General features: G+C 60.7%; 21 protein-coding genes and 2 pseudogenes. 12 read left to right on the plus strand and 11 right to left on the minus strand.

The features are described 5' to 3' along the window. Nucleotides 1-25: 25 nt before the first annotated feature. Both AB3X95_RS13295 and AB3X95_RS13300 read right to left on the minus strand, forming a co-directional pair. Nucleotides 26-5,524 (minus strand): AAA family ATPase, encoded by a 5,499-nt coding sequence (locus AB3X95_RS13295; RefSeq protein WP_368621569.1) that lies wholly within the window; start codon nt 5,522-5,524, stop codon nt 26-28. A gap of 175 nt (nt 5,525-5,699) precedes the next feature. Beyond that, nucleotides 5,700-6,653, minus strand: a complete 954-nt coding sequence (locus AB3X95_RS13300; RefSeq protein WP_368621813.1) for a LysR family transcriptional regulator — start codon at nt 6,651-6,653, stop codon at nt 5,700-5,702. A gap of 110 nt (nt 6,654-6,763) precedes the next feature. On the opposite strand from AB3X95_RS13300, the gene AB3X95_RS13305 reads away from it, so the two are divergent. From AB3X95_RS13305 to AB3X95_RS13315, 3 genes are all read left to right on the plus strand, one after another. After that, nucleotides 6,764-7,513, plus strand: a complete 750-nt coding sequence (locus tag AB3X95_RS13305; protein ID WP_176368751.1) for an SDR family NAD(P)-dependent oxidoreductase — start codon at nt 6,764-6,766, stop codon at nt 7,511-7,513. A gap of 30 nt (nt 7,514-7,543) precedes the next feature. Next, the gene (locus AB3X95_RS13310; protein WP_368621570.1) at nt 7,544-8,545 is read left to right on the plus strand and encodes a LysR family transcriptional regulator; all 1,002 of its coding nucleotides are present in this window, start codon (nt 7,544-7,546) and stop codon (nt 8,543-8,545) included. Between the two features lie 165 nt (nt 8,546-8,710). Beyond that, on the plus strand, nt 8,711-9,103 hold the full coding sequence (locus AB3X95_RS13315) for a DUF3331 domain-containing protein (RefSeq protein WP_368621571.1): 393 nt from the start codon (nt 8,711-8,713) through the stop codon (nt 9,101-9,103). Nucleotides 9,104-9,390: 287 nt separating this feature from the next. Here the strand turns inward: AB3X95_RS13315 and AB3X95_RS13320 are convergent, their stop codons facing one another. The 4 genes and pseudogenes from AB3X95_RS13320 to AB3X95_RS13335 form a co-directional block, all read right to left on the minus strand. Then, nucleotides 9,391-9,936, minus strand: coding sequence for a hypothetical protein (locus AB3X95_RS13320; RefSeq protein WP_176368754.1), 546 nt, complete (start codon nt 9,934-9,936; stop codon nt 9,391-9,393). Nucleotides 9,937-10,047: 111 nt separating this feature from the next. Then, nucleotides 10,048-11,307 (minus strand): flagellar hook protein FlgE, encoded by a 1,260-nt coding sequence (flgE, locus tag AB3X95_RS13325; RefSeq protein WP_368621572.1) that lies wholly within the window; start codon nt 11,305-11,307, stop codon nt 10,048-10,050. 234 nt (nt 11,308-11,541) lie between these two features. Then, nucleotides 11,542-11,891: pseudogene (locus AB3X95_RS13330) on the minus strand (alpha/beta fold hydrolase); the annotation flags it as partial. Nucleotides 11,892-12,200: 309 nt separating this feature from the next. Further along, nucleotides 12,201-12,578: a response regulator transcription factor gene (locus AB3X95_RS13335; RefSeq protein ID WP_184225199.1), complete on the minus strand. Its 378-nt coding sequence runs from the start codon at nt 12,576-12,578 to the stop codon at nt 12,201-12,203. 295 nt (nt 12,579-12,873) lie between these two features. On the opposite strand from AB3X95_RS13335, the gene AB3X95_RS13340 reads away from it, so the two are divergent. From AB3X95_RS13340 to AB3X95_RS13355, 4 genes and pseudogenes are all read left to right on the plus strand, one after another. Further along, entirely contained in the window at nt 12,874-13,530 is a 657-nt protein-coding gene (locus tag AB3X95_RS13340) for a response regulator transcription factor (RefSeq protein WP_176368757.1), read from the plus strand. A 591-nt stretch (nt 13,531-14,121) separates the two neighbouring features. Then, on the plus strand, nt 14,122-14,331 hold the full coding sequence (locus tag AB3X95_RS13345) for a dodecin (RefSeq protein ID WP_184225198.1): 210 nt from the start codon (nt 14,122-14,124) through the stop codon (nt 14,329-14,331). 227 nt (nt 14,332-14,558) lie between these two features. Beyond that, complete coding sequence (locus tag AB3X95_RS13350) at nt 14,559-14,861, plus strand: hypothetical protein (protein ID WP_260331961.1); 303 nt, start codon at nt 14,559-14,561, stop codon at nt 14,859-14,861. A gap of 82 nt (nt 14,862-14,943) precedes the next feature. Then, a pseudogene (locus AB3X95_RS13355) lies at nt 14,944-15,300 on the plus strand (methyl-accepting chemotaxis protein); the annotation flags it as partial. A gap of 97 nt (nt 15,301-15,397) precedes the next feature. Here the strand turns inward: AB3X95_RS13355 and AB3X95_RS13360 are convergent. The 3 genes from AB3X95_RS13360 to AB3X95_RS13370 all read right to left on the minus strand — a co-directional run bounded on the left by AB3X95_RS13360 (nt 15,398) and on the right by AB3X95_RS13370 (nt 18,238). Next, nucleotides 15,398-16,690 carry an SUMF1/EgtB/PvdO family nonheme iron enzyme gene (locus AB3X95_RS13360; RefSeq protein ID WP_368621573.1) on the minus strand — a complete coding sequence of 431 codons (1,293 nt, stop codon included), beginning with the start codon at nt 16,688-16,690 and terminating at the stop codon, nt 15,398-15,400. Nucleotides 16,691-16,805: 115 nt separating this feature from the next. Then, the gene (locus AB3X95_RS13365) at nt 16,806-17,462 is read right to left on the minus strand and encodes a helix-turn-helix domain-containing protein (protein WP_176369513.1); all 657 of its coding nucleotides are present in this window, start codon (nt 17,460-17,462) and stop codon (nt 16,806-16,808) included. A gap of 308 nt (nt 17,463-17,770) precedes the next feature. Further along, nucleotides 17,771-18,238 carry a universal stress protein gene (locus tag AB3X95_RS13370; protein ID WP_176106710.1) on the minus strand — a complete coding sequence of 156 codons (468 nt, stop codon included), beginning with the start codon at nt 18,236-18,238 and terminating at the stop codon, nt 17,771-17,773. 281 nt (nt 18,239-18,519) lie between these two features. On the opposite strand from AB3X95_RS13370, the gene AB3X95_RS13375 reads away from it, so the two are divergent. Then, nucleotides 18,520-19,209, plus strand: a complete 690-nt coding sequence (locus AB3X95_RS13375; protein ID WP_176106709.1) for a FadR/GntR family transcriptional regulator — start codon at nt 18,520-18,522, stop codon at nt 19,207-19,209. A gap of 57 nt (nt 19,210-19,266) precedes the next feature. Here the strand turns inward: AB3X95_RS13375 and AB3X95_RS13380 are convergent, their stop codons facing one another. After that, nucleotides 19,267-19,860 (minus strand): acyl-homoserine-lactone synthase, encoded by a 594-nt coding sequence (locus AB3X95_RS13380; protein ID WP_176106708.1) that lies wholly within the window; start codon nt 19,858-19,860, stop codon nt 19,267-19,269. 154 nt (nt 19,861-20,014) lie between these two features. Between AB3X95_RS13380 and AB3X95_RS13385 the strand changes: the two genes are divergently transcribed. Beyond that, nucleotides 20,015-20,332, plus strand: coding sequence for a hypothetical protein (locus AB3X95_RS13385; protein ID WP_013092374.1), 318 nt, complete (start codon nt 20,015-20,017; stop codon nt 20,330-20,332). Here the strand turns inward: AB3X95_RS13385 and AB3X95_RS13390 are convergent. Then, nucleotides 20,316-21,020: a LuxR family transcriptional regulator gene (locus AB3X95_RS13390; protein WP_176106707.1), complete on the minus strand. Its 705-nt coding sequence runs from the start codon at nt 21,018-21,020 to the stop codon at nt 20,316-20,318. The two genes, AB3X95_RS13385 and AB3X95_RS13390, sit on opposite strands and share 17 nt — an antisense overlap. A gap of 575 nt (nt 21,021-21,595) precedes the next feature. On the opposite strand from AB3X95_RS13390, the gene AB3X95_RS13395 reads away from it, so the two are divergent. The 3 genes from AB3X95_RS13395 (at nt 21,596) to AB3X95_RS13405 (ending at nt 24,948) form a co-directional block, all read left to right on the plus strand. After that, complete coding sequence (locus tag AB3X95_RS13395; protein ID WP_368621574.1) at nt 21,596-22,585, plus strand: dihydrodipicolinate synthase family protein; 990 nt, start codon at nt 21,596-21,598, stop codon at nt 22,583-22,585. Beyond that, nucleotides 22,582-23,526: an SMP-30/gluconolactonase/LRE family protein gene (locus AB3X95_RS13400; RefSeq protein WP_176125456.1), complete on the plus strand. Its 945-nt coding sequence runs from the start codon at nt 22,582-22,584 to the stop codon at nt 23,524-23,526. The genes AB3X95_RS13395 and AB3X95_RS13400 overlap by 4 nt, the downstream gene beginning before the upstream one ends. 252 nt (nt 23,527-23,778) lie before the next feature. After that, on the plus strand, nt 23,779-24,948 hold the full coding sequence (locus AB3X95_RS13405) for an ABC transporter substrate-binding protein (protein WP_368621575.1): 1,170 nt from the start codon (nt 23,779-23,781) through the stop codon (nt 24,946-24,948). The last annotated feature ends 32 nt before the right edge of the window (nt 24,949-24,980 follow it).

Consider the following 24,980-nt stretch of genomic DNA (forward strand, 5'->3'; position numbering starts at 1 on the left):
TTCGGCTTTATGTCGCCACGGACGATCACGACAAAACCGCGCGATGCCGGGGTAGCCTGAACTGAACGAGCGCGCCGCATGGAGAGCACTCACTGACCCACAGTCGGCCGCGGTGTGCATCGATGATCGAACGGCAGATCGAAAGTCCCATGCCAAGGCCCGTGGACTTCGTGGTGTAGAACGCGGTGAATGCGCGTTCGGCGCCGTCCGGACCAAAGCCCGGACCCGAGTCGCGCACCGTCACGAGCACGCACGCGCCGTCGGCCTCACCGGTACTGATATGCACCTGTCGCACCCCATCGATGCCGCTCATTGCCTCGAGCGCATTGATGATCAGATTGAGCATGACCTGCTGCAGTTCGACGCGGTCGCCTTCGACGAAGGGCAAACACTCTGCGAGCTGCATCACCAGCAGGGCGCCGCATTTCCTTGCTTCCCCCTGCACGAGTTCGACGATCTCGCGGATCGCCTCGTTGATGTTCACCGGCTCCTTTTTCCGTGGCGCCTTTCTGATCAGTTGCCGCAGCCGCCCGAGCACCTCGCCGGCGCGGTTGCCATCCCTGAGGATGCCGTCGAGCGCCAGGCCGACCTCGATGAGGTTGGAGGGTTCGCGGTTCAGCCATCGCAATCCGGCTTCGGCATGGGCCACCGTCGCGGCAATGGGTTGATAGACTTCGTGAGCAATCGAGGCCGCGAGCTGCCCCATAGTCGCCACGCGGTTCGCGTGCGCCAGATCGGCCTGCACCTCGCGATAGCGCTGCTCGCTCTCGCGGATTTTTCGTTCCGCCTGCTTCTGCTCGGTCAGATCGAGCACGAACGCCAGGCCTTCCCGGCCGCTTGCGTCGAACGCAGCGAGGCCCAGAATGATGGGAACGCGACTGCCGTCTTTCCTGATGTATTCCATTTCGAACGGCTTGGTGCGGCCAGTTTCGGTTAACTCGATGCGCGCGCGGATGGCGTCGTCATGCTTTTCCGGTGGCGTCAGATCCAGCCAGCGGACGCGGCCAGAGACCAGATCGTCGCGGTCATAGCCCACCATGCGCAGAAATACGTCATTGGCTTCGAGGACAATCCCGTCGGCATGCCAGACATTGATCCCGATGATGTTGGCATCGACGAGACGCCGGATCTTCGCTTCGCTTTCCGCGACATCGCGGTACAAACGGGCATTTTCGAGCGAAATCGCAGCCTGCGAGGCCACGAGCTTCAGGACGGCGACCCGGGCCGGGCTGAACACGCGGGCAGTGAGGTTGTTCTCGAGGTACAGCGCACCCATGAGCTTGGCTGCGTTCATCAAGGGCAGGCAGAGAACGGACCGGGCGCGATGCAGACGGACGTAGGGATCCGCGGCAGCCAGGGGATCCGTTGCGGCATCGTCCAGAAAGATAGTCTCGCGCGTACGCAAGACCTGGTTGAGGATCGACTGCGGCAACATCGCTGCGGTGAGCGGCGCGTCGGAGAGCTGCACATGGACCGCGTCGCCGGCGGTGGTGGCTTCCGCAGCAATCCGATGGCCGCCCGCATCCGACAGGATCAGCAATCCCCGTTCGGCGCCCGCCTGCTCGATCGACGTGCGCATGACCATCCCGAGCAGCTTTTCCAGATGGATCTCGCCGGAAGCCGCCTGCGACACCTTGATCACGGTCGCCAGATCGAGGTGCTCGATGGGCGCCGCGATCGTATTCGTCGGTCCGGTCGCCGCCGCCTCGTCGGTTCTCAAGTACGGATGCTGTTCCTCGAGTTGCCGCACCTTGCCAATGGCACCCCATCGCAGATAGCCATTGTGGGCGTCCTGCATGCAAACGCGCGCAAACCTGCGAAGATCGCGTGCGGCATAAAAGCGGGACGCATGTTCGTTGGCCAGTGCCTCGACGTGCGCGAAATCGCTATCCTGCGCCAATCTGATGGCTTGTTCGTAGAGCATTTCGGCCTCGATCACGCGGCCTTCGATGCGGGCGATCTCGGCGCCGACCAGCGCGGTATGGCTGGCGAAGTTCTCCGCGCAAAGATCCGCCCAGATACTCAGTTGCTTTTGATGGGCGCGCAGCGTGTCAAGGTGCTGCGTACGCTCGCCAGCCGGGATGGCGTCGATCCGGCCAGCCCACGCGAGCGCGGCATAGAAGCAATATTCAGCCTCCTCGGTGAACGAGTACATGGCCCAGCCTAGCTCATTCGCCTTTGCACCTGCATGCGTGGCCGCCTCGTAGTCGCCGGCAAGACAGCGTGCCTGTAGTTTGCGGATCCAATACATGCACACGTACGACACGGAGGTTTGAGACAGGTGACGTTCTGTGTGAAGCTCGTCGAACTCGGAGCAATCGAAGCTGCCGAACACCCGTGTCAGGCCGCGGAGCGTCCGGATCAGTGCGAGCTGCAGCCCACTAAAGGCCGTGACCATCGGAAACTGCACTCTCTCGCAGTATGCAATGCCGGATTCTGTCTCTCGGTGTGCCTCGGATAGTGGTGCGCCGGTTACAAGCAGGGTCGAGACGACGTGATTGCGCGAGAACGCCCCCCACGGAATATCGCCAGTCCGATTGGCCATGTCGAAAACGCGGTGCATCTGCTCGGCGCAATTGCGCATGGGTTGAACCAGGCGCGCAGCATACATGTAGTAGGACAGATACGTGCGGGCTTTGTAGCGTTCGAGGCCACGCCGTTCGACCAGTTGGCAGCCGAGCTCGCCGAACTGGAATCCGGCCTGATAGTCGCCGAAAACGCGTCCGGCGAACCTCGGAAAATTAGCGTAGGCCACGGACGAGGCGTCGCTATTGCCGTGCTCGAGGCTCAGCGTGATTGCCTTGCAGACCGTCAGGCAGGCGAGGTTCCCGTCGCTGTGGAGGGCTGGCGGGACTAGCGAGATCACTGCATCGATGGTTGCGAGGGCGACCGCGTCCTGCATCGGCGGCAGATCGATGAGCTCCTCGATGGCCCGCCCCCCAAGCAGCGGCCAGATGCGCTCGTATTCGCTGCGCACGGTCGCGTCGTCCGGATGGGGTGACCACTCTATGCCCACATGACGAAGGAAGGCGAGGCACACAGCGACCCCGATCTCGCGCTTGCCGAGCATCAGGAAGACATCCATCTGCAAGCACGCGACCCGGGCGCGCTCGACGGTGGTCGTAGCACGCCTCGATAACTCCGCCAGTCGCGTTTCGGCAGCCAGCAGTTGTCCCGTCAGGAGTTCGCATTCGGCCCGGTTCAGTTCCAGTGCAAAGGTCAACTCATGCCGGCGTTCCCGGCCATTGTCATTCAACAGATCGGCGCCAGCGCTGAAATAGGCGAGCGCCGAGGCATAGGCTGCCGACGCCCTGGCGCGCTGGCCAGCGCGCAGATTGAGTTCGGCCAGTTGCTCGCGTTCGTCCCGTTCGGTGATCAGCGCGGCGCCGCGATTGAGTTGCCCGACGATTTCGAAGATCGCTTCCTCGCTCTTTTCTGCAGGTGTCTGCGCGACGAGCAGCCGGCCGATCCGCAGATGGGCCTCGGCCCGCGATGATTCCGGAATCAGTGAATAGGCAGCTTCGTGAATCCGGTCATGAACGAACGCGTAGGCGCCTTCCAGCCGCACGACCAGTTCCTGGCGAACCGCCTCCCAGACCACGGCGTGAATCCCCGCCTCCGGCATGCCGAGCACGGCCGACAGCGTCGCAATGTCCGCAACGTTTCCAAGGCAGGCAAGCTGCTGCAGCGCGTGCTGTGTCGCGGGCGGCAGGCGCGTCAGCTTGCCGGCCATCAGGTCCACGACGTTGTCGGTGTAGCCGCTGGCCTGGATGCGTTCGGTATCCCAGCGCCACTGCCGCGCATCATGATCGAATGCCAGCAGACCGCCTTCGGCCAGCGCGTGCAGGAACTGGATCACGAAGAACGGATTGCCACCGGTCCGGTCGGTCACGAGGCGCGCCAGTGGCCCGATCGATTCGGGCGCACAGTGCAGCGCGTCCGCGATCAGATGCCCGATGTGCGCACCGGTCAGCGGCGCGAGCCGGATTTCCCCGATCTTCGCGCCCGCGCTGCGGATCGCCTGGAGCCTGGCGGTAAGCGGATGGGCGGCATCTACCTCGTTGTCGCGATAGGCACCGATGACCATCAGGTAGCGCAGATCCGGCTGGATCAGCAGATCCGCAAGCAGGTCCAGGGTCGCTGCATCGAGCCACTGCAGGTCGTCGAGAAACAGTGCCAGCGGATGGTCTGCCTGTGCGAATACGCCGATGAAGCGCCGGAATACCTGCAGGAAGCGCTGCTTCGCCTGTTGTGGTTCGAGCTCCGGGACTGGCGGCGGCTCGCCGATGATCAGCTTCAGTTCAGGGATCAGGTCGCTGATGAGCGCCGCATTGGGCGCAAGCGACTCGAGCAATGCGGCGCGCCAGCCTGCCAGCTCCGTCTCGGACTTGCCAAGAAGCATGCGGACCAGGCCCTGGAATGCCTGAATCAGCGTGGCATAGGGAATATCACGCTTGTACTGGTCGAACTTGCCGGAGGCAAACAATCCACGGGGCGGCACGAGGATCTTGTGCAGCTCATTGACCACCGACGATTTGCCGATGCCCGAATAGCCGGAAACCAGCACGAGCTCGGGAACGCCGTTCTCCAGAATCCGGGCGAAAGTGGTGACCAACGTTTCGACTTCGCCCTCACGCCCGTAAAGCTTCTCGGGGATCATCAGCCGGTCGGGGGTGCCGTGCTCGTCCAGCGGGAAGTCGTCGATACGGCGCTGACGTTGCCAGTCCGCGAGGCAATGCCGCAGATCATGTTCGACACCAGCGGCAGTCTGGTAACGCTCCTCGGCGGTCTTGGCGAGCAGCTTCATGACGATGCGGGAGATCACCGCAGGGACAGCTTCCACCCGCGCGCTGGGTGACAACGGCGTTCTGGCGATATGGCAGTGCACCCATTCCATTGCGTCCGTGGCCGCAAACGGCAAGACACCCGTCAGCATCTGGTAGAACGTGACGCCGAGCGCATACAGATCGCTGCGCGAATCGATCGAACGATTCATCCGTCCGGTCTGCTCGGGGGCCATGTAGGCGAGCGTTCCCGCGATGGTTTCGGGAGGCTCCGGCGCCTGCCGCTCGCGTGGCAGACGCGAGGCCAGGCCGAATCCGGTGAGCCGCGCCTGTTCGTCGGCGCAATGCACGAGGATATGCGCGGGCTTCAGATCCTTATGGATCAGGCCGCGCTGGTGAAGCTTGCCGAGCGCGGCGGCAATGCCAATGGCGAGTTCCAGGAAATAGCCAATCTCCATGGGTGCGCCGAGCAGACGCGCGACCGGCTCGCCGCCGGGGTCCTCGAGCGCCAGCACGGTCTGGCCGCCTTCGCGCACCAGCCTTAGCGGCCGTACCGCCCACGCACTGTCAAGCTCGTCCCTCAGCCCGAACTCGTGGGCAAGACGATCGAGACTGGCGGGCATCGGCTGGTCAGCGGCAAGCCGTGCGAGCAGCACATTCTGGCCAGCCACCACGGGGAACTGTTCTCGCGAGAAAATGCGCTCGCCGTCGTCCCATAGAACATTTCTTTTCTGATCCATCGGAGTTGCAACGAGATAGGTCAAATTCTGCGGATACAGGCACTTCGGAAGAATACACGTTCCTTATGGCGGCGTCATTGGTAATGCGGATCATTATCAATGGGGGTGCAAGTAGCAGCATCATGCGTGAACCCTTTCCCCGGCATCATTCGCACGTACGGCAGTGACAGCGCCATCAGGTCCTTTTCGATCGCATTTTCAGGTGCGAACGTGGTGCAGCTACACGGACGGACCCGGCAGGCGTGGCCTTCCATCCAACTAGTTGTGCCGTGACGAAATCCATGAATACCCTTGCGCGCATTGGAATGTTCCGTCCAAAGGCATGAAGCGCATGCACGGGCACGGCCGCCAGCGCCTGGTCCTGCAGCACGGGGCGTAACCGTCCGGCAGCGAGGTCATCTCGCACGGCGATCGCCAGGATCTGCGCAATACCCAGTCCATTCAACGCTGCCACCCGCATTGCGTCGCCGCTGTCCGCGTCGAACATGCCATCGACAGCGACAGTCGTTCCATCTGCGAAGATCACGGGATACGCGCGCCCGTTGAGCCGATAGCGCACGTGTCGATGCGCGACGAGATCCGCGATCCTCCGCGGTGTTCCGTGTTCACGCAGATAACCCGGTGCAGCCACCAGCACCAGTGGCAACTCTGCAATGGTGTGCGCATGCAGACCGCTATCTCCTAGCCATCCTGCTCTGATCGCGATATCGAAGCCATCGCGGATCAGATCGACATGGCGGTCGCTGACGCTCACATCGAGCGCGAGTTCCGGATGTTTCGTCATGAGTTGCCGGGTTAGCGGGTCCAGCAAAAGGCGCCCCAACTCGCCTGGCAGGCTCACGCGCAGTCTTCCCGTGGCAGTTGCGGGCGAGCGCAGAACTTCTTCTGCACTCTCCAGGCCGCGCAGGAGCGGAGCGACTCGCTCGTAGTACGCCTGCCCTTCCGCGCTCAGGAGGAAGGCGCGCGTCGACCGTTGAAACAACCTGACGCCCAGGCGCTTTTCGAGCCTCGCGATGCTTTTGGACACTGCGGAAGGGGTGGTGCCTAACGTTTGCGCTGCACTCGTGAACGAGCCAGTCTCGACGGCGCGGACGAATGCAGCAAGACCATTGAAATTTTCGACAGACATGATGACAGAACGGAACAAGTGAAATGATCATCGTGTGACTTTAGCGCCTTCGCAGTCGTTGCTACATTCCGGCTGTACGCCAGATCGGCGAAATACGACGAGGAAAGAAAATGAATCGGCTCGCAAATAAGGTCGCAGTCGTCACAGGCGCGAATAGCGGAATTGGGTTGGCGACAGCCAGGCTGTTGGTCGAGGAGGGTGCGAATGTGATCGTGGTAGGCCGCCGGGCAGATGCGGTCAATGCGGCCGTATCCGAACTTGGAGATAGGGCGATCGGATTGACGGGCGATCTCGCGAACCCGCAAACGCACGATGACGTGGCCTCGCTGGTTTCCCGCCGTTTCGGCGGACTCGATATCTACTTCGCCAATGCGGGAATCAATACTATTGCGCCCTCGAGCGATGTGAGCCACGAATCGTACGACCTTCACTTCACGACCAACACCAGAGGCGTCTTTTTTGGCGTCCAGAAAATCGCACCGTTGATGCGCGAGCACGGCGCCATTCTGCTGACCAGTTCGATTGCGAGTTCGAAGGTATTCGAGGGGCACGCCGTCTATGCCGGCACCAAGGCCGCAATCGAGGCATTTGCGCGAAGTTGGGCGCTCGAATTCCAGGCACGTGGCATTCGCGTGAATGTCATCAGTCCGGGACCGGTCGATACACCTATTCTCGGGAAGCTCGGCATTGGGAGCGCCGAGAGGCCCGCATTCGAGGCGGCCGTTGCAGGCCGGATTCCATTGGGTCGCCTCGGCCGGCCCGAAGAATTGGCGCGCGCCGCGCTCTTCCTGGTCAGCGACGAAAGCAGTTTCATCAGCGGCATCAATCTGAACGTCGATGGCGGTATGTCGCTGATATGAGTTAACTCGAAGTGATTAACGGCTCGTGAAATGAACGGCAAACAGCACATGCTCGTCCCGACCGGCTTGACGAGGTCTCCCCCGGCTTCGAGCGACGACTCTCTCGCATCCAGTTTCGCCACCAGCTATGCGGGCGTGATCTCCTTCCTCGCGGTAGTGAGCGAAGGCAGCTTCGCCAAGGCTGCCAGTCGGCTCGGCATCGGCCGCTCGGCTGTGAGCCGCAACGTCCAGAAACTCGAAGCGCAAATCGATGCGCGGCTCCTGCTGAGGACCACGCGCAGCACGGCATTGACACGCGAAGGCGAACTTTTCTATCAGAACTGCAACCCCGCTGTCGAGCGCATCGTCCAGGCGCTCGCGGATATGCGCGAACTTCGTCAGGGTCCGCCGCGCGGCCAGTTGCGCGTCTGCTCGACGACGGGCTTCGGACGCAGGATCGTAGCGCCGCTGCTCAGCGGCTTCTGTACAGCGTACCCCGATATTGCGCTCGACTTCATGCTCAAGGACGACCCCGTCGAATTCACAACAGAGCGTATCGACGTCGCGTTTCGTGACGGCAAGCTGGACGACAGCCAGGTCGTCGCCAAACAGCTGATCCCGATGCAGATGATCGTGTGTGGGTCGCCGGAATATGCACGCGCTCACGGCTTGCCGCGCTTCGTCGAGGACCTCGAGATGCATCGCTGCATCAATCTCCGTCTTGCTTCGGGCCGTATCGCCGGATGGGAATTCAAGGTCGGCGGCGTGAGCCGCAGAGTCGTACCGAAGGCCGTGCACGTTCTCAACGATGCGGATCTGATGCTGCAGGCGGTGCTTGCGGGCCACGGCATTGCCCAGCTCGCAGCCTACCAGGCGAGCGAACTGCTGCGCGCGAAGCGTCTGTACGCGTGCCTTGCACAGTATGCGCCCGACGATCGTGGTCATTACGCGTGCTATCTGAGCCGCAAGCACTTGCCGTCGCGCATTCGCGTATTTATCGATTACATGACCGAGCAGATCCGCGCGCTCGATCTGCAATCCTGTTGTCCGTGATTGTTGATGCGATGACAACACGGTGAGCCCGTGCTCGGGGCTACTGCTGCTCGCGTACCGCGCCTAGGATTTCACCTGACGTGGAGCGCTTCTTCGGACGCTCACATTGGCATGCGAATCCGACTGAGCTTGAAGAACACGCAACGATGTACGAGGAGCCCGAATATGGAGGCGCAGTCGAATATTCTCGATCCGTGGCTGATGACTATTGGCATCCTTGGGCAACTGTCGGGTGAGAAGAGCTTGGGAAGCAACGTTGCATCGGAGTGGACGCGATGGTCGGAACGTTCGGCAGGAAAGCGGGCAGACGGACTCACAATCCGCTTTTTGGAGCGTGCCACGACAACGAGCGTAACGCTCGCCTGGCTGGACCCGTTGCGATGTGTCTACGGAAACCAGGAATGGCACCTGATTCGTGCTCGTCACTCAGGCGTATGTGCAGTCAGCGGTCGCCAGATCCAGTTCGACGAGTACGTTTACCGGCCCCAACGTAGGCGCCCTCAAGCCGTGAACGCAGACGCGATGATCCTTAAAGACGAATTGGAGAAGCGCTTGTAAGCGAATGCGGCAAGCGCTGCCGGGAATCTGGTTGGCTGTCTTCGGCGCGCGTGCAGGCAACTGCATGTGTTGAGCGTTATCGCCATCGCGACGGCGCTGCCCGCCGAGTACGCGGGGTTTCGTGTCGCGTTCTGGTTGTCGTTGGTCGAATGCGCACTGAAAGGCCTGTTATTCGTCGCTTTGCTGTCATCACGCCATACCGCCGTGTCCGGATGATGTTCGGCGCATGTCGCACGATATCGCTTTATTCCTTCACCGCTCGCCCCTGATATGCCAGCGCCGGGACATTAATTCTCGACGGTCGTCAGAACGCAGGCTACAACGTCGATTGTGACGCTCGTGATGAGCGGGGGGCGCGGGATCTTCGTGCTTCCCCCTCCACCAATCTGGAAGGCGATCAGAAGGCGACTCGATATCGGTAACTGGTATGCAGAAACGTCGAATTGCAGCGCACGGGGCATTCGTTGCCCGAAATATCTCAGGTCCAGGCTACCCACGGGATGGTCGAGTTCATCAAAGACATACCCAGTTGCCCGTACCGGGTATGCAGCGTCACTTTGCATCGTGACGTTAAAAGTCAGCGTTGAGATGATCTGCTCATTTTCAATTTGATATGGGGAAAAATAAGCGGCTACAAAGTCAACGTTCCAGTCGTCAGGACAGACGCAACACTCCTGGAAGCCGGACCATCCCGCTGGCGTAGCGGCCAGCGTGGAGGGTTTAAGTCGGGTGGCCTTGACAATCGGAATCTCCGTCAGCGAATTTCCAGCTTCCCCCGTCACGCAAAACGGTCTGAAGGCGGAGGGAGCTGATACAACCGAGGTGCTTTCCATGTCGATTTGGGGACTGTGGTGAGAGCTAGCAGCGCAGCTAGCGCCACACGAAGTACTGGAGGGTTCAGGTGAGGGCAAAGGCAGGACGCCGCCTGCCTCGGTCCTGCCTGGCTACAAATTGATAAGCGATTGGTCGACGGTTTGCTGGGTCTTTATCGTTTGAGCGTTCGCCTGATAGTTCCGTTGCGCCGTAATGAGCGCTACGAGCTGGTCAGTCAGATCAACGTTCGAACTTTCTTGCATAAACCCTTGTAGCACACCGTGGTTGAAAGTGCCCGGCGTGCCGATTTGCGCAGCCCCTGACGCCAGAGTTGCGTAAAACAGGTTGCCGCTTTGACTTTCAAGCCCATTCGGATTGGCGAAAGTCGCCGTCGCCACTTGCCCAATGACGAGTGTCTCCCCGTTCGTGTAACCGGCAGTGATGGTGCCGTCGTCAGCGACGGAAAGTGTGCCGTTGTAAGCGGCCGCGGCGTATCCGTCGGGGTGGTACCGGGTCACGCTGTCTGTCGTCGCGGCGTACTGCGTGGTGTTGCCGAGATCGACGGCAATCGTTTGCGGGCTGGCGCTGCCATTAGTCGTGTTCATCTCGAACGAAAGGGAACTCGAACTGGTGAGTCTCCCGGAGGAATCGAAAGTCAGTGTTCCGATTTGCGTGTACGGGGAAGGCGTCCCGGTTCCATTGTCAACGGTGACATCCGAACCTTGGGGCGCTATATAGGCACTGCATTGATTGGGGGTGGCCGGATCTTTCACAAGATAAATGCTGATCTGATGCTCGTTACCTTCTGAATCGTACGTAGTAGCCGTCGTTGCGAAGTTGTAGCTCTGGTTGTTGGTAGGGTCGAACGGCGTGACCTTCGGGGTTTCATCTCCCGCGTTGAGATTGAAAGACCACGCGATCGCGCTGGTCGGCTTCGGGGGCAGATTCGCCACGGTCGCAGTCGTTAATTGAACCAGTCGTGAAGTGTCGACGACGCTATTCGGACCTACTGCGTATCCCATTAACGGAAGGCCATTGCTGCTGTTAATAATATTTCCGTCACTGTCCTGCTGAAATTGACCGTTTCTCGAGTAGACCAGCGTACCGTTCTGAGAAAGCAGAAAGAAACCATTCCCTCTAATGTCGAGATCGAGCGGATTAGCTGTTTGGGTGGGTGTCCCTTCCGAGAAGTCCCGGACGATCGTCGACGTTGCAACGCCGATGCCGATCTGATTATTCGTCGCGCCGAGCATTGCGTTAGCGTACATATCGGAAAAAACCGCCATGCCTTGCTTGAATCCCACTGTGTGGGCATTTGCAATATTATTGCCGATGACATCAAGATCGTTTGAGGCGGCATGCAAGCCGCTTAGCCCCGTCTGGTAACTCATATGGTCTTCCTTGGTCGAACATCAGAGTGTGTGGTGATGTAATTCCGCCGGCGGCAGGCGGTTTTGCCCGAGGAATTCTAAGTGATGTGTTTTCCTATTATTTATGAAGCTTCGTCCGAATATTTGTTCCGTATATTCATAGAATTGGGCAGCTATTGGGAATTGGTTTTCTGCTGCAGACGATTGCTGCGGATTTCAGCGGACAGGGACATTTTCGCGCCATTTGAAGCGTATGCGGCTCGAACGTCCGTGGCCTCTGCGGTCGTGCGCCACGGCGCGAAAGCCGTGCGACGCCACTAGCATCATCTGCGATTCCCAACTATCGGAGCTCAGCGGCCAGCCGTGACAGAACACCACGGGGCGGCTGTACCCCAATCCTTGTAGTACAACTGAGTGCCGTCTTTCGACGATATGTAACTCGAGAAGTGTCGGTGGTCCGCTTTCGATGCCTGTGGTGAAGCGACGGCTGGGCTTGCCTGAACCGTACCCGGGAGCATGGCGGCCGCCAGGCCGCCTGCGGCCGCGGCACCGCCGATCAACAATTTTCGACGTGTGGGTTGTTCATTCACCTTACTGCTTTTCATATTCATCCTCGTTGTTGAGCGTCTGCTCTGAGCGGGTCTGGTTTCGTTGACCATGGCGATCGCACGAAGTCATGCTTCAGCAGCGCGAGAGGAATGTTAGGGGGGCATCCCGACGAAAAGAAGGCTGAAAGGAGGCAACGTCGTGTTGCATCCGGAAACATCAAAGGACGCGACGTTAATCGGCTCTTGAATGAGGGGCCACCCCGATCTGGCGCGGCCGAATGCAGTTACCGAAGGTAGGGTGTCGATATTGCGCCGACGGCAGTAGCGCTTCTCGAAGTTTCCGATAGAAGTATCTGATATGTAACGCTAACCGGAGCTCTTGCTCGTCGCACTCTCGATGGCAGCTGCCAGGTCGTTGGCACCCAAAGGCTTGATCAGAAGGGCACAGGCTCCGGTCGCGAAAGCTTGACGATGCAGTTCGGGCGTCGGATATGCGGTGATAAATATCGTTGGTATGCGCCACCCGTTTTCGATCAGGCGCACAGACAATTCAATGCCCGATAATCCCGGCATTTGAACATCTGAAACGATGCAGTCGGGCTGAGTATCGCCAGTATGTGCCAACACCTCGGCGGCCGATTCGAAGGTCACGATATCGTAGTCAAACGATCTGAGCAGGGTTGATAGACCCGATCGAACCGAGGGATCGTCGTCAACGACCCAAATCACCTGTGACGCGCGCAATTATCTTTCTCCCTGTCCGCGCCGATTGCGCGGAGTGGCCATCGCGTCCAGCGGATGAATGCGATCATACCCGACGGGGGGGCCGCTTAAAATCATACGCAAGTATATATAGGGGCAGTACTGTTTGTCGGTAGAATGTTAGTGGCCAGTAAGCTGTGAGCTTCTGCCGGCGCTGCTTGTGATACCGGCTCCGACGTTCACCATTCGCTTACAATTACATCTCATTCCGAAAGAGCGACTATTCCCACTGACGGACCGACGCATTGTGCACACCAGTACGGGGAAAGGAATGCGAATGGAGAAAAACGTTTTTCCGGCCGTGGCTAGCACAGACGGTGCAATCGTCTATGTAATCGACGACGATGCGTCAATGCTCTCGGCACTATCTAGCTTGTTGCGCTCGTGCGGATATTCGGTGCGAACCTTTGAGCGGATCCGGGATTTCATTTCGGCTGAAAAACCAGGGGTTCCAAGCTGCCTGCTACTGGACGTCCGCCTGCAGGGTGAGAGTGGTTTGACGTTCCAGTTGAGTGCGCGAAACCATCAGGTCGACATGCCAATTATCGTCATGACTGCCCATGGCGATATTGAAATGTCGGTGGAGGCCATGAAAGCCGGCGCCGTTGATTTCCTGACTAAACCTGTTCGAGAGCAACGTGTTATCGACGCTGTTTCGTCGGCGATCGGTCGTCATGCTGAGCAATTGGAAAAATCTCTGACAAGGGTTGCGCTTCTGGCGCGTTATAACACGCTTACCGCGCGGGAGCGTGAAGTGATCTGGTACGTGGTGAAGGGGCTTTTGAACAAGCAGATCGCTGCTGAAATGAACCTGAGCGAAATCACCATCAAGATGTACCGTGGCGCTGCGATGAAGAAGCTTGAAGCGCTATCGCTTGCCGATCTGGTGAGAAAGATGGAGATCGTCAGATCGGCGGAACGCGGACGGTATTGACGGTTAGGGTCCAGGCGGTGAAGTCGTAGGCCGCCGCCGAGTCGGTTCTGGCCAAAGGACTGGACTGTAGCCTACGAAACTGCCTGACAAATGCGGCAATCTGCGGTTCCTTCACTTGCAAAAACGCCTCACTGGCGGCACGGACTCTCCCGAGGAGTTGCGGATCAAAGGCGGGCCAGATTCTTGATCCGACTGTCTGCGAGCGGAATCTCTCAAGCCATCATGTGTGTACACCACCAGGCCGCACTCATGGTCTGGCACACGCCACCGGAAGAGCCCACCGGGGCAACGTCGATTGATGTTCTTCGATGCAACACCATGTTGCCCTCTTTCCATCTTCTTCTCGTGGGGACGTCCCCCTAACATTCGTCTTGCTCTGCTGGAGCGTGACGTCTTGAAACAGCAACTGCCAGCGCTCGGTGCAATCGCTGCAGCGAATGGCAAACGCGTTGTGCGATCGAAAGTTCTCGCGGTGAATTGAAACGGGCCGTCTCAAGTACGAGGTTCAACCGAACCGCTGCGTATGTATTTTCCATCTGCGTATCCGAGCAGCTTTTTGCCGCTCGGCGGCGCACACCGATTAGGACATTTATGTCAGAACACTTTTACAAGAAGGTCGAACTGACCGGTTCGTCGAAGAAATCGATCGACGACGCGATCACCACAGCGATCGCCAAAGCGTCGGAAACGCTGCGCAATCTGCACTGGTTCGAGGTCACGGAAACACGTGGCCAGATCGAGAACGGCAAGGTCGCGTACTGGCAGGTGACGCTGAAGGTCGGCCTGCGCATCGAGGACTGAGCAGCTGCCGCACAACTCGCTGGTGCCTGACGTCGCGCAAACCCGAACAACGATCCAGTGTGAGTGGAAGTCGGAATCGAAAACAATATCGGTGGCATCGCACCACGGCTTTCACGCCGACGTGGCCCGGAACCGAAAACTTACGGCCCCCCGCACCGCCGCTATTTCAAGGAAGCACTGAAATTGATGGGCTTTCTGTTGGCGCGACGCAGGAAAGGAGATGCACGATGAGAATGGCTACTGGAACAAGGTCAATACTTCCAGGTCTGGTGATTCTTCTCGCAGGCTGTGCCGCTTGTGGCATGCCGTATGACGGGCCACGCCTCACCTCGACGGAGTGCCGCGACCTGGTGGCGCTCAGAGAAAACGCGCACCCTACCATAGAGCAACACCATAGCGAACTCACTGCCCTCAGGAAAGCGGGCTACGCTGCGTCAGCGTGGTATGACGATCCATACTACCCGGATGATCTGCAAGCGGCACAGCGCCTGGTCGACTCCTGGTTCAAAACAGAGTGCCAGCAGCTTTAATCCGGCCGAGATAGACAGGCCGAGTACTGACAAGGGCATTCCGCGCGCGGAACGAATAACGCGCTGCTGACGTTGGTATGGCGTTGCCGGGGAAGTCCGTGCGCTTGCAGAACGTAGCGCGAATGCGGCGAAAGAGATCAAGAACCTCATCTTGACCAGCGTTGAGAAAGTCGAGGCGGGGTCCAGCCTGGTCGACGACGCTGGTAAGACAATGGACGAGATCGTGACGCAAGTGAAGAGAGTGTCGGATCTGATCGCGGAGATCAGAGCCGCAACGGAAGAACAAAGCAGCGGCGTCTCCCAGATCGATCAGGCCGTGAGCGATCTCGACAACATCACGCAGCAGAACACAGCGCTGGTCGAGAAAAGCAGTGCCGCTTCGGATAGCCTCAAGCAGCAGGCGACGAGGCTTGTGGAGGCCGTGAGCGTCTTCCGATAAACTTTTCGCGCGTTCGGAGTGCGCATCTCATGCGGCTTCCATCATCGATGCGGCTTCGCAAGCACGGAATGTCGCAGGTCAGCTATCGCTATATCGATCAACCCCGCACACACCGAAACCCCGCATACACATACTGATAGTGCGGCTGAAACCAGTTGCGAAATTCCGGCCGCAGCATGCACAGCGCGGTACGCGCCGAGCCGCCCTTCAGCACGTAATGCTGTCCATCGAAGAAGTTGGCCGAATAGCCGGGATAGAACGGAAACGCTTCGAACCCCGGCAGCGCTTCGAATAGCGTCGAGGTCCATTCCCAACCGTTGCCGAACTGACCTTCCGCACCGAACGCGCTGACGTTGTCCGGATGCGCATCGACGGGCCGTGGGTCCCAGCTGCGGAAATCGAAATTCCCCGATGCCGCGTGCGGCGCGCCGTGCGCCGCGCGCTGCCATTGCGCCTCCGTCGGCAGGGCTTTGCCGGCCCAGCGCGCGTAGGCGCTCGCTTCGGCGTGGCTCACATAGACGGGCCAGTCGAGCGGCAACGGCACGTCGTCGAACATCGTGCGCAGCGTCCATGCGGTGCGGCCGTCTTCCGACGTGCGTTGCGACCAGCCGGCCGGATGCTCGATGCACTCCGCTTCCTTCCACGCCCAGTCTTTCGGCGACCACCACTTCGGCTCGCGATAGCCGCCGCCTTCGAGGAACTCGAGGAACGCACCGTTCGTGACCATGTATCGATCGATCTCGAACGCGGGCACCTCCACGCCCATCTCGCCGAATTCATTGTCCCAGCCGAAACGGCCGGCCTCGCGCGGCATGCCGAGCACGGTCGTGCCGGCGGGCACGCGGACCATCGACGACAACCCGTCGCGCCGCTCCGTGCGTGTCACCACCGGTTCGCGCAATGCGGTGTTTTTCTGCGCGAGCGGCAACTGATGGAGCATGTACGCGAGCGTTTCCGCGTGCATCAACCGATGCTCGATCGCGACGTTCAGCAACTGCACGGCCGCTTGATCGCCCACCGGGTTGCCGAGTTCGTCGAGCGCGGCGTCGATCTGGCGGCGCGCGCGCATCGCATACTCGCGCACGGCGTCGAGCGACGGCCAATCGCTGGGCTGATCGGTGGGAAAGCCGCCGTCTACCGGATCGATGCCGAATGCGAACAGCTGGTCGAGTTCCGGTGCGAAAGCCGGCAGATCGAACAGACGCTGGTCGAACAGATTGCGATCGAACGCTTCGAGATGGCCGATATAGAACACGACACGGTGACGCTCGCGGATCGGCCGTTCATAGAGGTAGTCGGGTTTGACGATTGCAAACAGGTCATCGGTGACTTGACGCGCGTCGTGCAGGCGCTGCACGAGCGGATGATGCGGGGCAGGGTCGCGATTCATTGGGGCCGGGTCTCCATGCAACACGGTTGCCGTGGGGGGCGGTCTGAAAACTTTACCCCCTTGCAGACGGCGTGCCAAGACGAACCGAGCAACCCGTTCAGCCCCGCCCAGCTGCTCAGACCTGCCGCAAGCCTTCGAGATCGACGATGTGAATATGCTTGCCCCGCGTGTCGATCAGGCCACGCTTTTGAAATCTTGACAGCGTGCGGCTGACCGTTTCGAGCGTCATGCCGAGGTAGCTGCCCATGTCCTCGCGCGTCATGCGCAGGTTGAATTCCGACCACGAGTAGCCGCGCTGCGCATTGCGCTGCGACACGTCCAGCAGGAAGGCGGCGACGCGTTCGTCGGCGGACAGAGAGCCGAGCACCATCATCTGCGCGGCCTCGCTGACGATCTGCGCACCCAGCAGCTTGTGCATGCGCTCCTGGATCGAACCGATTTCGCGGCATAGCTGCTTCAGCGCACTGTATGGAACGATGCACACTGTGCTGTCTTCCAGCGCGACGGCGCTGCACGCATGGATGTCCGCGCTGATGCCGTCGAGCCCGAGCGGCTCGCCCGCAAGACGCAGGCCGGTGACCTGCTCGCGGCCGTCGCGGTGGACCATCACGGTCTTCATCGAGCCGGAACGCAGCGCGTAGATGCTGTCGAACCGGTCGCCGCTGCGATACAGCGCTTCGCCGCGCGGCACCGAGCGCGCCGAGCAGATCAGCGTTTCGAGCTTCGGCAGCTCCTCCGCGGACAGCCCCTGCGGCATGCAGATCTGACGCATCGAACAACTGGAGCAGCGCGCGGCGGTGCGTGCGGTGGCGCGTCCCGCCATGGACTCGCGGCTGCCGCTCGCGGCAGAGCCGGCGGAGCGGGTCGAGGAACGGGGCACAGCGGTAGGATTCAGCATGTTCTGCGCGCGATTATTGGTAGTGGTGAAATTGTCCCACCCGTTATGACCCTCAACAGGTGGCAAAGTGACGCGTTCGCTGCTTCGCTTTCCTGGCGACCATGCTGCCCCGACGAGGGTGGGAAGGTGAGCCGCCGCGGCTTGTGTCGTCGTGGCTCACCGTCTTGCGCATGATGACCGTGTCAGACGGGTTGCTTGTCGGCGCCCGCGGCGGACGGTACCAGCAGAACCGGCAGCGTGGCCTGGCGCACGCAGCGTTCGGCGACGCTGCCGAGAATCAGCCGCTGGAAGCCACGCCGCCCGTGCGTGCCCATCACGAGCAGGTCGGCGTTGAATTCGGCGGCGGCGTGCAGCACGATCTCGGCGACATCGCCGAGCGACGAAGCCTCGGAAACCCCCGGGTCGCCTTTCACACCTTGCTCGGCCATCACTTTCGAAAACTCGGCACGCAGCTCCTGGCCTTCCTCGATCAGCCGGTTGCGCAGGATCGACGGGTCGTAGCCGGGCGCCTCGAAGTACATCGGCGTATTTTCGACGACGTAAAACGGCCGCAGCACAGCGCCATTCGACTTGGCGAGTTCGAGCGCCGCTTCGAACGCACGGCGCGAGGTATTGCTGCCGTCGACCGCTACAAGGATGCGTTTGTACATATCGGCTCCACGTCAAAAAAGCGTCTGCCACATTGCCAGCGGCGGCAGGGTTTATTGATCTTTTATACCAATGAAGCTTAGATGATTGCCGGAAAAGATGCACTCGACCAGGATGTAAATCAAACATTTGCCAAATATTCAGACCCGGCGCGGACGAAATGGCGGGCGCGGCAGCGCGCGCGAGTGGTCTTGCATGCTTACAAACCGCATAAGTTTGCTGAAGCTGGAACAATGTTGGCCTTACAATCAGGCCATATTCAGACAAGCTGGCCAGTCCGCTGATGAACGATCGAAAAACCAAGGGCTTACCCGACCAGATCTACGGCGACATTCTCAACCGCATCCTCGAAGGCGAGTACAAGGAAGGCGAGCGGTTGCCGACCGAGCATGCGCTGGCGGAGCGTTTTGCCACGTCCCGGCCGACCGTGCGCGAAGCGCTCGCGCGATTGCGGGCCGACGGCATCATCTCGACGCGGCACGGCTCTGGCACGACCGTCGCGCGGCGCCCCGACCCGGACGTGCGCCGCTTCGCGCCGCTCGAAACGCTGTCCGATATCCGCCGCTGCTATGAGTTTCGCATCGTTACCGAGGCGGGCGCGGCCGCGCAGGCAGCGCTGAAGGCCGACGCTCAGGACATCGCCGCGATCCAGCATGCATGGGACGAGCTCGAGCGCATCATCGAGGCGCAGGGCATCGGCGCGAAGGACGACTTCCTGTTCCACCAGGCGGTCGCGCGGGCGTCGAAGAATCCGTTTTTCATCACGGTGATGTCGTTCATCGAGGAACAGATCCTGTTCAGCATGAACCTGTCGCGCAATCTGTCGCTGGTCAAAACGGTGGAGCGGCAGCGGGTGGTGCAGGCCGAGCACATGGCGGTGCTCGACGCGATCCGCCGCAAGGACTCGGCGGCCGCGGGCGCCGCGATGCGCGCGCATCTCGAGAACGCGCTGGAACGGATGTTCGGCTCCTGAGTCCGCGCGCTCGGGTGAAGGTGTCGAGATTTCGGTGCGGCCACGCTCCGGCGCGGCTCAAGCCGCGTCGGCGACCGGCCCGAATAGCGAGGTCAGCGTTTTCGCGCTTACCGCGACGTCGAGCGCAACGGCCCGTTCGACGCCGATCTGCAGCGGCGGCCCGAGCCGGCTGATATCGAGCCCGGCACGGCGCAGCATGCGCTCGATCGGCGTGGTAGTCACCGTGACGTAATGCGTGATGCCCATGCGCTGCGCGAAGCGCATCACTTCCTGAATTGCGCGAATTGTCATATCCGTGAAACCAAAAGACTGTTCCTCCCCGTTGGTTTCGATCGCCCAGCGGCTCAGTTCCCAGATATGTCGGCCGACCGGCGCGGCCGCGCCATGCAGCAGTTGCGGGAAAGTGTCTTTCAGCATGTTCGGACCTTCGGTCGGCATCAGTCGCCAACAGCCGCGCAACCGTTCGTCTTCGCCCTGAATCAGCATGTAATACGGCCCGAGCGCGTCGTAGCCGTCTATCTCCATTCCCGCGATGGTCGGTATTTCCCAGCCGAGCCGGCCGTGAAAGACCCGGGCGCGCAGCCGGTACATCTCGTTGATCAGTTCGTTGTCGAATTCCTGCCGGAGTCCAATACGGATCGTGGTTTGCATGACGTTCTCCTGTGCGTGTTGGGGCTGCCACATACGCAGGAAAACTTATGCATTCTGAATCTTTGCGCCACCTACCTACCTGGATAGGTGTGGATGCTTATCGGGTATCGCAAAATTCACACACGTATCCGCCCCCAACCTACAAGGGTCCAAAATGGAACTCCTCGACAATCACTGGCAACCGCAAACCCACCTCCAGGCGCGTCCCTCGGAGGTCTCTTCGGCAGTGGATCGTGTTCTGATCATTGCCTACCGGAAGAAGAAAAAAGAGAGCCAGCGTCGTTTCTGGGCTCGCTTCGGCGTCACGCAGTCGCGCGGCAGCCGCTTCGAGTCGGGTGCGGAGATCCCGGCGCCGGTGTCGATCCTGCTTGGCCTTTACTTCATGAAAACCGTGTCGGACGCCGATCTGGGTCGCGCCGAGCGCGTGATGTACAGCCGCGACGCGGCCGCGCTGCTCAACCCGGGTCAATAAGCCCAAGCTGGGCCGCGATCACGGCGGCCGCGCGCCGTGAATTCACGCCGAATTTCGCCCTGATGTTTTTCATGTGGAAGTTCACCACGGCTTCCGAGCAACTCAGGATGTGAGATATCTCCCACGTGGATTTGCCGCGCGCGGTCCATTTCAGACATTCGCGCTCGCGCGGAGTCAGCTTCGGCATCAAGCTCTGCGCATGCGAATCCAGATGCTGTTTGCTGGTGTCGATCACCAGGTCGCGCAACAGCACGAGGTTCGGCAACGCGGCGTTTACATGGCGCCTGAACCCGTCCGACGGCTTGTCGTCATTGACGAAGCACATCATGCCGGCTTCCTGATTCGGCCCGTGAATCGGCAGCGTCACACCCGCACCCAAGCCGTACGAGCGGGCTTCCTCGTACAGGGCTTGCTGTGGCGGGGTGGCGAAAATCTCTGGCGTCCAGATGAGCGGCGCGGAGCGTGACAGGCAGTGCGCGACCGTCGGGTCGATATGCACCATGCCCTGTTCGTCATACGTCTGCCGCCATGCCGGGGCGTAAGTGCTGCGCAGGTAAGCGTCCTCGAGACGCATGGTGGGCCGCGGCAGCATCGCGACCAGTATCCTGTCGAAGCCCCACGTTTCGGCGAGGCCCGTAATCACGCCGAACCATTCCGCCTCGTCGGCGGCGTCCAATAGCGGTGCCATCTGCTCGATAAAGTGTAGCGACAATTTTTGGCTCTCTCAGGCTCGCAAACATCCCATTCGCGGTTATTGGCAGACAAACTTCGGTCCGCTCTTTTGGTCCGCATAATCTATCACTAAAAACTCGAAAGCAATGCGCTGCTGCTGCGCGGGGTAAACGATAGCAGCCATGTGATAGCAAGGGCGGTGTTGCCTATTATTATGCTGATTGAAATAGATCTTTAACCCGCCCGGGTCTCGGGCGAGAAATACGGCTAATCGGCATCCGGCTACCGCATTTTAATGTGTTTCATTGACAGCATTATTTCTTTCGTGATTCGGAATTAATCGCATTTACTCGATTATTTGGGAACGCGGGTTATTTGCGCGTCGCGTCGGTCTTGCCAAACAAGCGCCTGCGCGGTTTGCATGAGGGTTGTGGCTCCATTGTTATCCAAAAGGAAATTTCGTGAGCAGTTCCCGGGCAATTCGCCACCGACGGCATGCTGGGGCAATCGCCGCGCGCAGGTTGTTTGACAACATTGTGATGCCGATGCTACCGTGAAAACTCCGCCCAGCACGTTTGCGCGTCAACCATCATGAACGAATCTCCGCTGCGCGACGGCGAGTTCGCCGCGTCGGTCATGGCCGTGCCGCCGCTCGCGCGCCGCGCCGACTACACGCTCGACCCTGCTCGGAATCTCGCGCTGATCCGCCATATCGAAGCGGGTGGCGTACGCACGCTACTGTATGGCGGCAACGCGAACCTCTATCACGTCGCAGTCAGTGAATATCACGAGCTACTGGACCTGCTCGCCGAAGCCGCGAGTCCGGGCACACGCGTGATACCGGCGCTCGGTCCCGACTACGGCAAGATGCTCGATCAGGCGCGCATCCTCGCGCAGACGCGTTACCGCACCGCGATGGTGCTGCCGCTCGGCGGCGTTACGACGTCCGAGGGCGTCGAGACGGGCCTCACGCGGATCGCCGACACGGCCGGCATGCCGCTCACCTTGTATATCAAGAGCGAAAACTATGTGGCTGTCGATGCGCTCGCGCGGCTCGCCGAGCGTGGCACGTTGAGCGCGGTCAAATACGCGATCCCGCGCGACGATCCCGCCGACGATCCCTATCTGCGCCGGCTGCTGCAATGCGTGCCGGCCGCGAAGATCGTATCGGGCATGGGCGAGCGGCCAGCGCTCGTGCATCTGCGCGAGTTCGGGCTGGCAGCGTGGACGACCGGCAGCGGCTGCATCGCGCCGAACATGGTGATGGCGTTGCTGCGCGCGGTGCAAAGCGGCCGGAGCGCCGATGGCACCGATAGCGCGGACAACGACACCGCCCAGCGTTTGTACGATGCGTTCATGCCGCTCGAAACGCTGCGTAACGACATCTCGCCGATCCGCGTGCTGCACGACGCGATTACCTTCACGGGCCTCGCCGACATGGGGCCGTTGCTGCCGCTACTCAGTTCGACACCGCGCGAGCATCATGCGAAGATCGCGCAGACCGCGTGCACGCTGCTCGCTCTCGAGCGCGAGTTCGCACCCACCCAATCGAACCGCTCCGACACGCAGGCAAGCACATGACCGAACACAGCCGACGCTATCCCGATCCCTCCATCCGAGTGTTCGATCCGCGCTTCAAGTCGTTGATCATCGCATCGGCGTCGGTCGAATGCCTGTATCAGGGCACGCGCTGGTCGGAGGGGCCGGTGTGGTTCGGCGACGGCCGCTATCTGCTGTGGAGCGATATTCCGAACGACCGCATCCTGCGCTGGGACGAAACGACGGGCGCGGTCAGCACGTTCCGTCAATCGTCGAACAACGCGAACGGCCATACGCGCGATCGCGAAGGGCGTCTCGTCAGTTGCGAGCACCTGACGCGGCGCGTGACGCGCACCGAGTACGACGGCTCGATCACCGTGCTCGCCGACCGCTATCAGGGCAAGCGCTTCAATTCGCCGAACGACGTGGTCGTCAAATCGGACGGCTCGATCTGGTTTACCGACCCGACCTTCGGCATCGAAGGTTTCTACGAGGGCGAGCAGCAGCAGTCCGAACTGAAGCCGTGCGTGTATCGGATCGACGGGCAGTCGGGCGAGGTCTCGATGGTCATCGACGACGTGCTCGCCCCGAACGGTCTCGCGTTTTCGCCGGACGAGTCGCTGCTGTACGTGGTCCAATCGCGCGGCGAGCCGCGCAAGATCCGCGTATTCGATGTCGAGGCCAATGGCAAAGGCACGACGGTATCGAACAACCGCGTGCTGATCGACGCGGGTCCGGGCACGCCCGACGGCTTTCGGGTGGACGTGCACGGCAACCTGTGGTGCGGCTGGGGCATGGGCACCGACGAACTCGACGGCGTGCGCGTCTTCACCGCGCAAGGCGAGCCGCTCGGCCATATCGCGCTACCGGAGCGTTGCGCGAACGTTTGCTTCGGCGGACGGCATCGCAACCGTCTGTTCATGGCGGCGAGCCACGGCTTGTATTCGCTGTTCGTCAATACGCAGGGCGTGCGCGGGGGTTGAGCAGTTGTCCGCTAACTAGACAACAGGTGTTGCAGCCACTGCGGATGCTCGGGTTTGCCCTTAACTCGCGTTACCAGGCATTGAACGGCAAGGATTTCACGTCAATCGAGCCACTTTTGACCAGGCCTCGCGCTCTTGACTATTTGCTTGACATCGGCTGTTACGCTTCGCTATGTTCCGTTGGTAGAAAGATACCGCCCGCATGCAACACATCGACCAGCGGGCTTCCATACCAAGAAGCGAGGAGACGCAATGACTGTTTCGCACAGGCTGTCGTTCAAGCTGGTATCCGTCTGTATCGCTGCGAGTGCGGCGTTCACTCTTGCCGCGCACGCGGCCGATCCGGTCACGATCAACATCGTCGACGTGGCCGGCGATCTTCAACTCACGCAGAAGGGCTTCGAGGCGTTCAAGGCGAAGAATCCGAATCTCGTTGTGAACATCACGTTCACGAACGCTCCGTCGCCGCAATTGCCCGGCAAGATCAAGGCGATGCAGGCCGCGGGACGCTCCGACATCGACCTCGTATTGACCGGCACCGACGCGCTCGCGGCCGGCATCGAACAGAACCTGTGGATCAAGCTGCTGCCCGATAACGCGGCGCAGTTCCCCGGTGTGCTCGACAAGTACGCGCCGGGCCCGCGCAAGATGCAGGATCTGGCGCAGGGTTACGGTCTCGAGGTCGCGTATATGCCGGCTGGTCCGCTGCTCGAATACAACCCGGCCAAGGTCAGCGATCCGCCGAAGACACCCGAGCAACTGCTGCAATGGTGCAAGGCCCACCCCGACAAGCTGATCTACGCGCGGCCGGCCAATTCCGGTCCTGGCCGCACGTTCCTGATGGGCCTGCCCTATGTGCTCGGCGACAAGGACCCGCAGGACCCGGTGCACGGCTGGGACAAGACGTGGGCGTACCTGAAGCAGTTGAACGACTGCATTCCGTACTATCCGGGCGGCACCTCGGCGGTGATGAAGGAACTGGGCGAAGGCACGCGCGACATGACCGTGAGCGTGACCGGCTGGGACATCAATCCGCGCGCGCTCGGCATCGTGCCGGCCGAATTCCGCGTACAGCCGTTCGACAACATGACGTGGGTCAACGACGCGCACTACATGGTGGTTCCGAAGGGCGTGCCGAAGGAAAAGCTAGACGTGCTGTACAAGATGATGAACTTCATGCTGGAGCCCGCGCAGCAAGCATTGACCTACGACGACGGCTACTTCTACCCGGGCCCGGCGATCAAGGGCGTCACGATCGAGCAGGCGCCCGCGCATAGCCAGGAGGTGCTGCAAAAGTATGGCCGACCGGAATACGCGAAGATGTTGAGCGATCGTCCGCATGCGTTACCGCTGAATGCGGCGGCAATGGTCGCGGCCTTCAGGAAGTGGGATACCGACATCGGCGCGCAGAAGACCCGCTAGGCCTTCACCATTGCGACGGAAAACGAGGCGAA

The organism is Paraburkholderia sp. BR13444, from assembly GCF_040948755.1.
GTDB lineage: Bacteria > Pseudomonadota > Gammaproteobacteria > Burkholderiales > Burkholderiaceae > Paraburkholderia > Paraburkholderia youngii.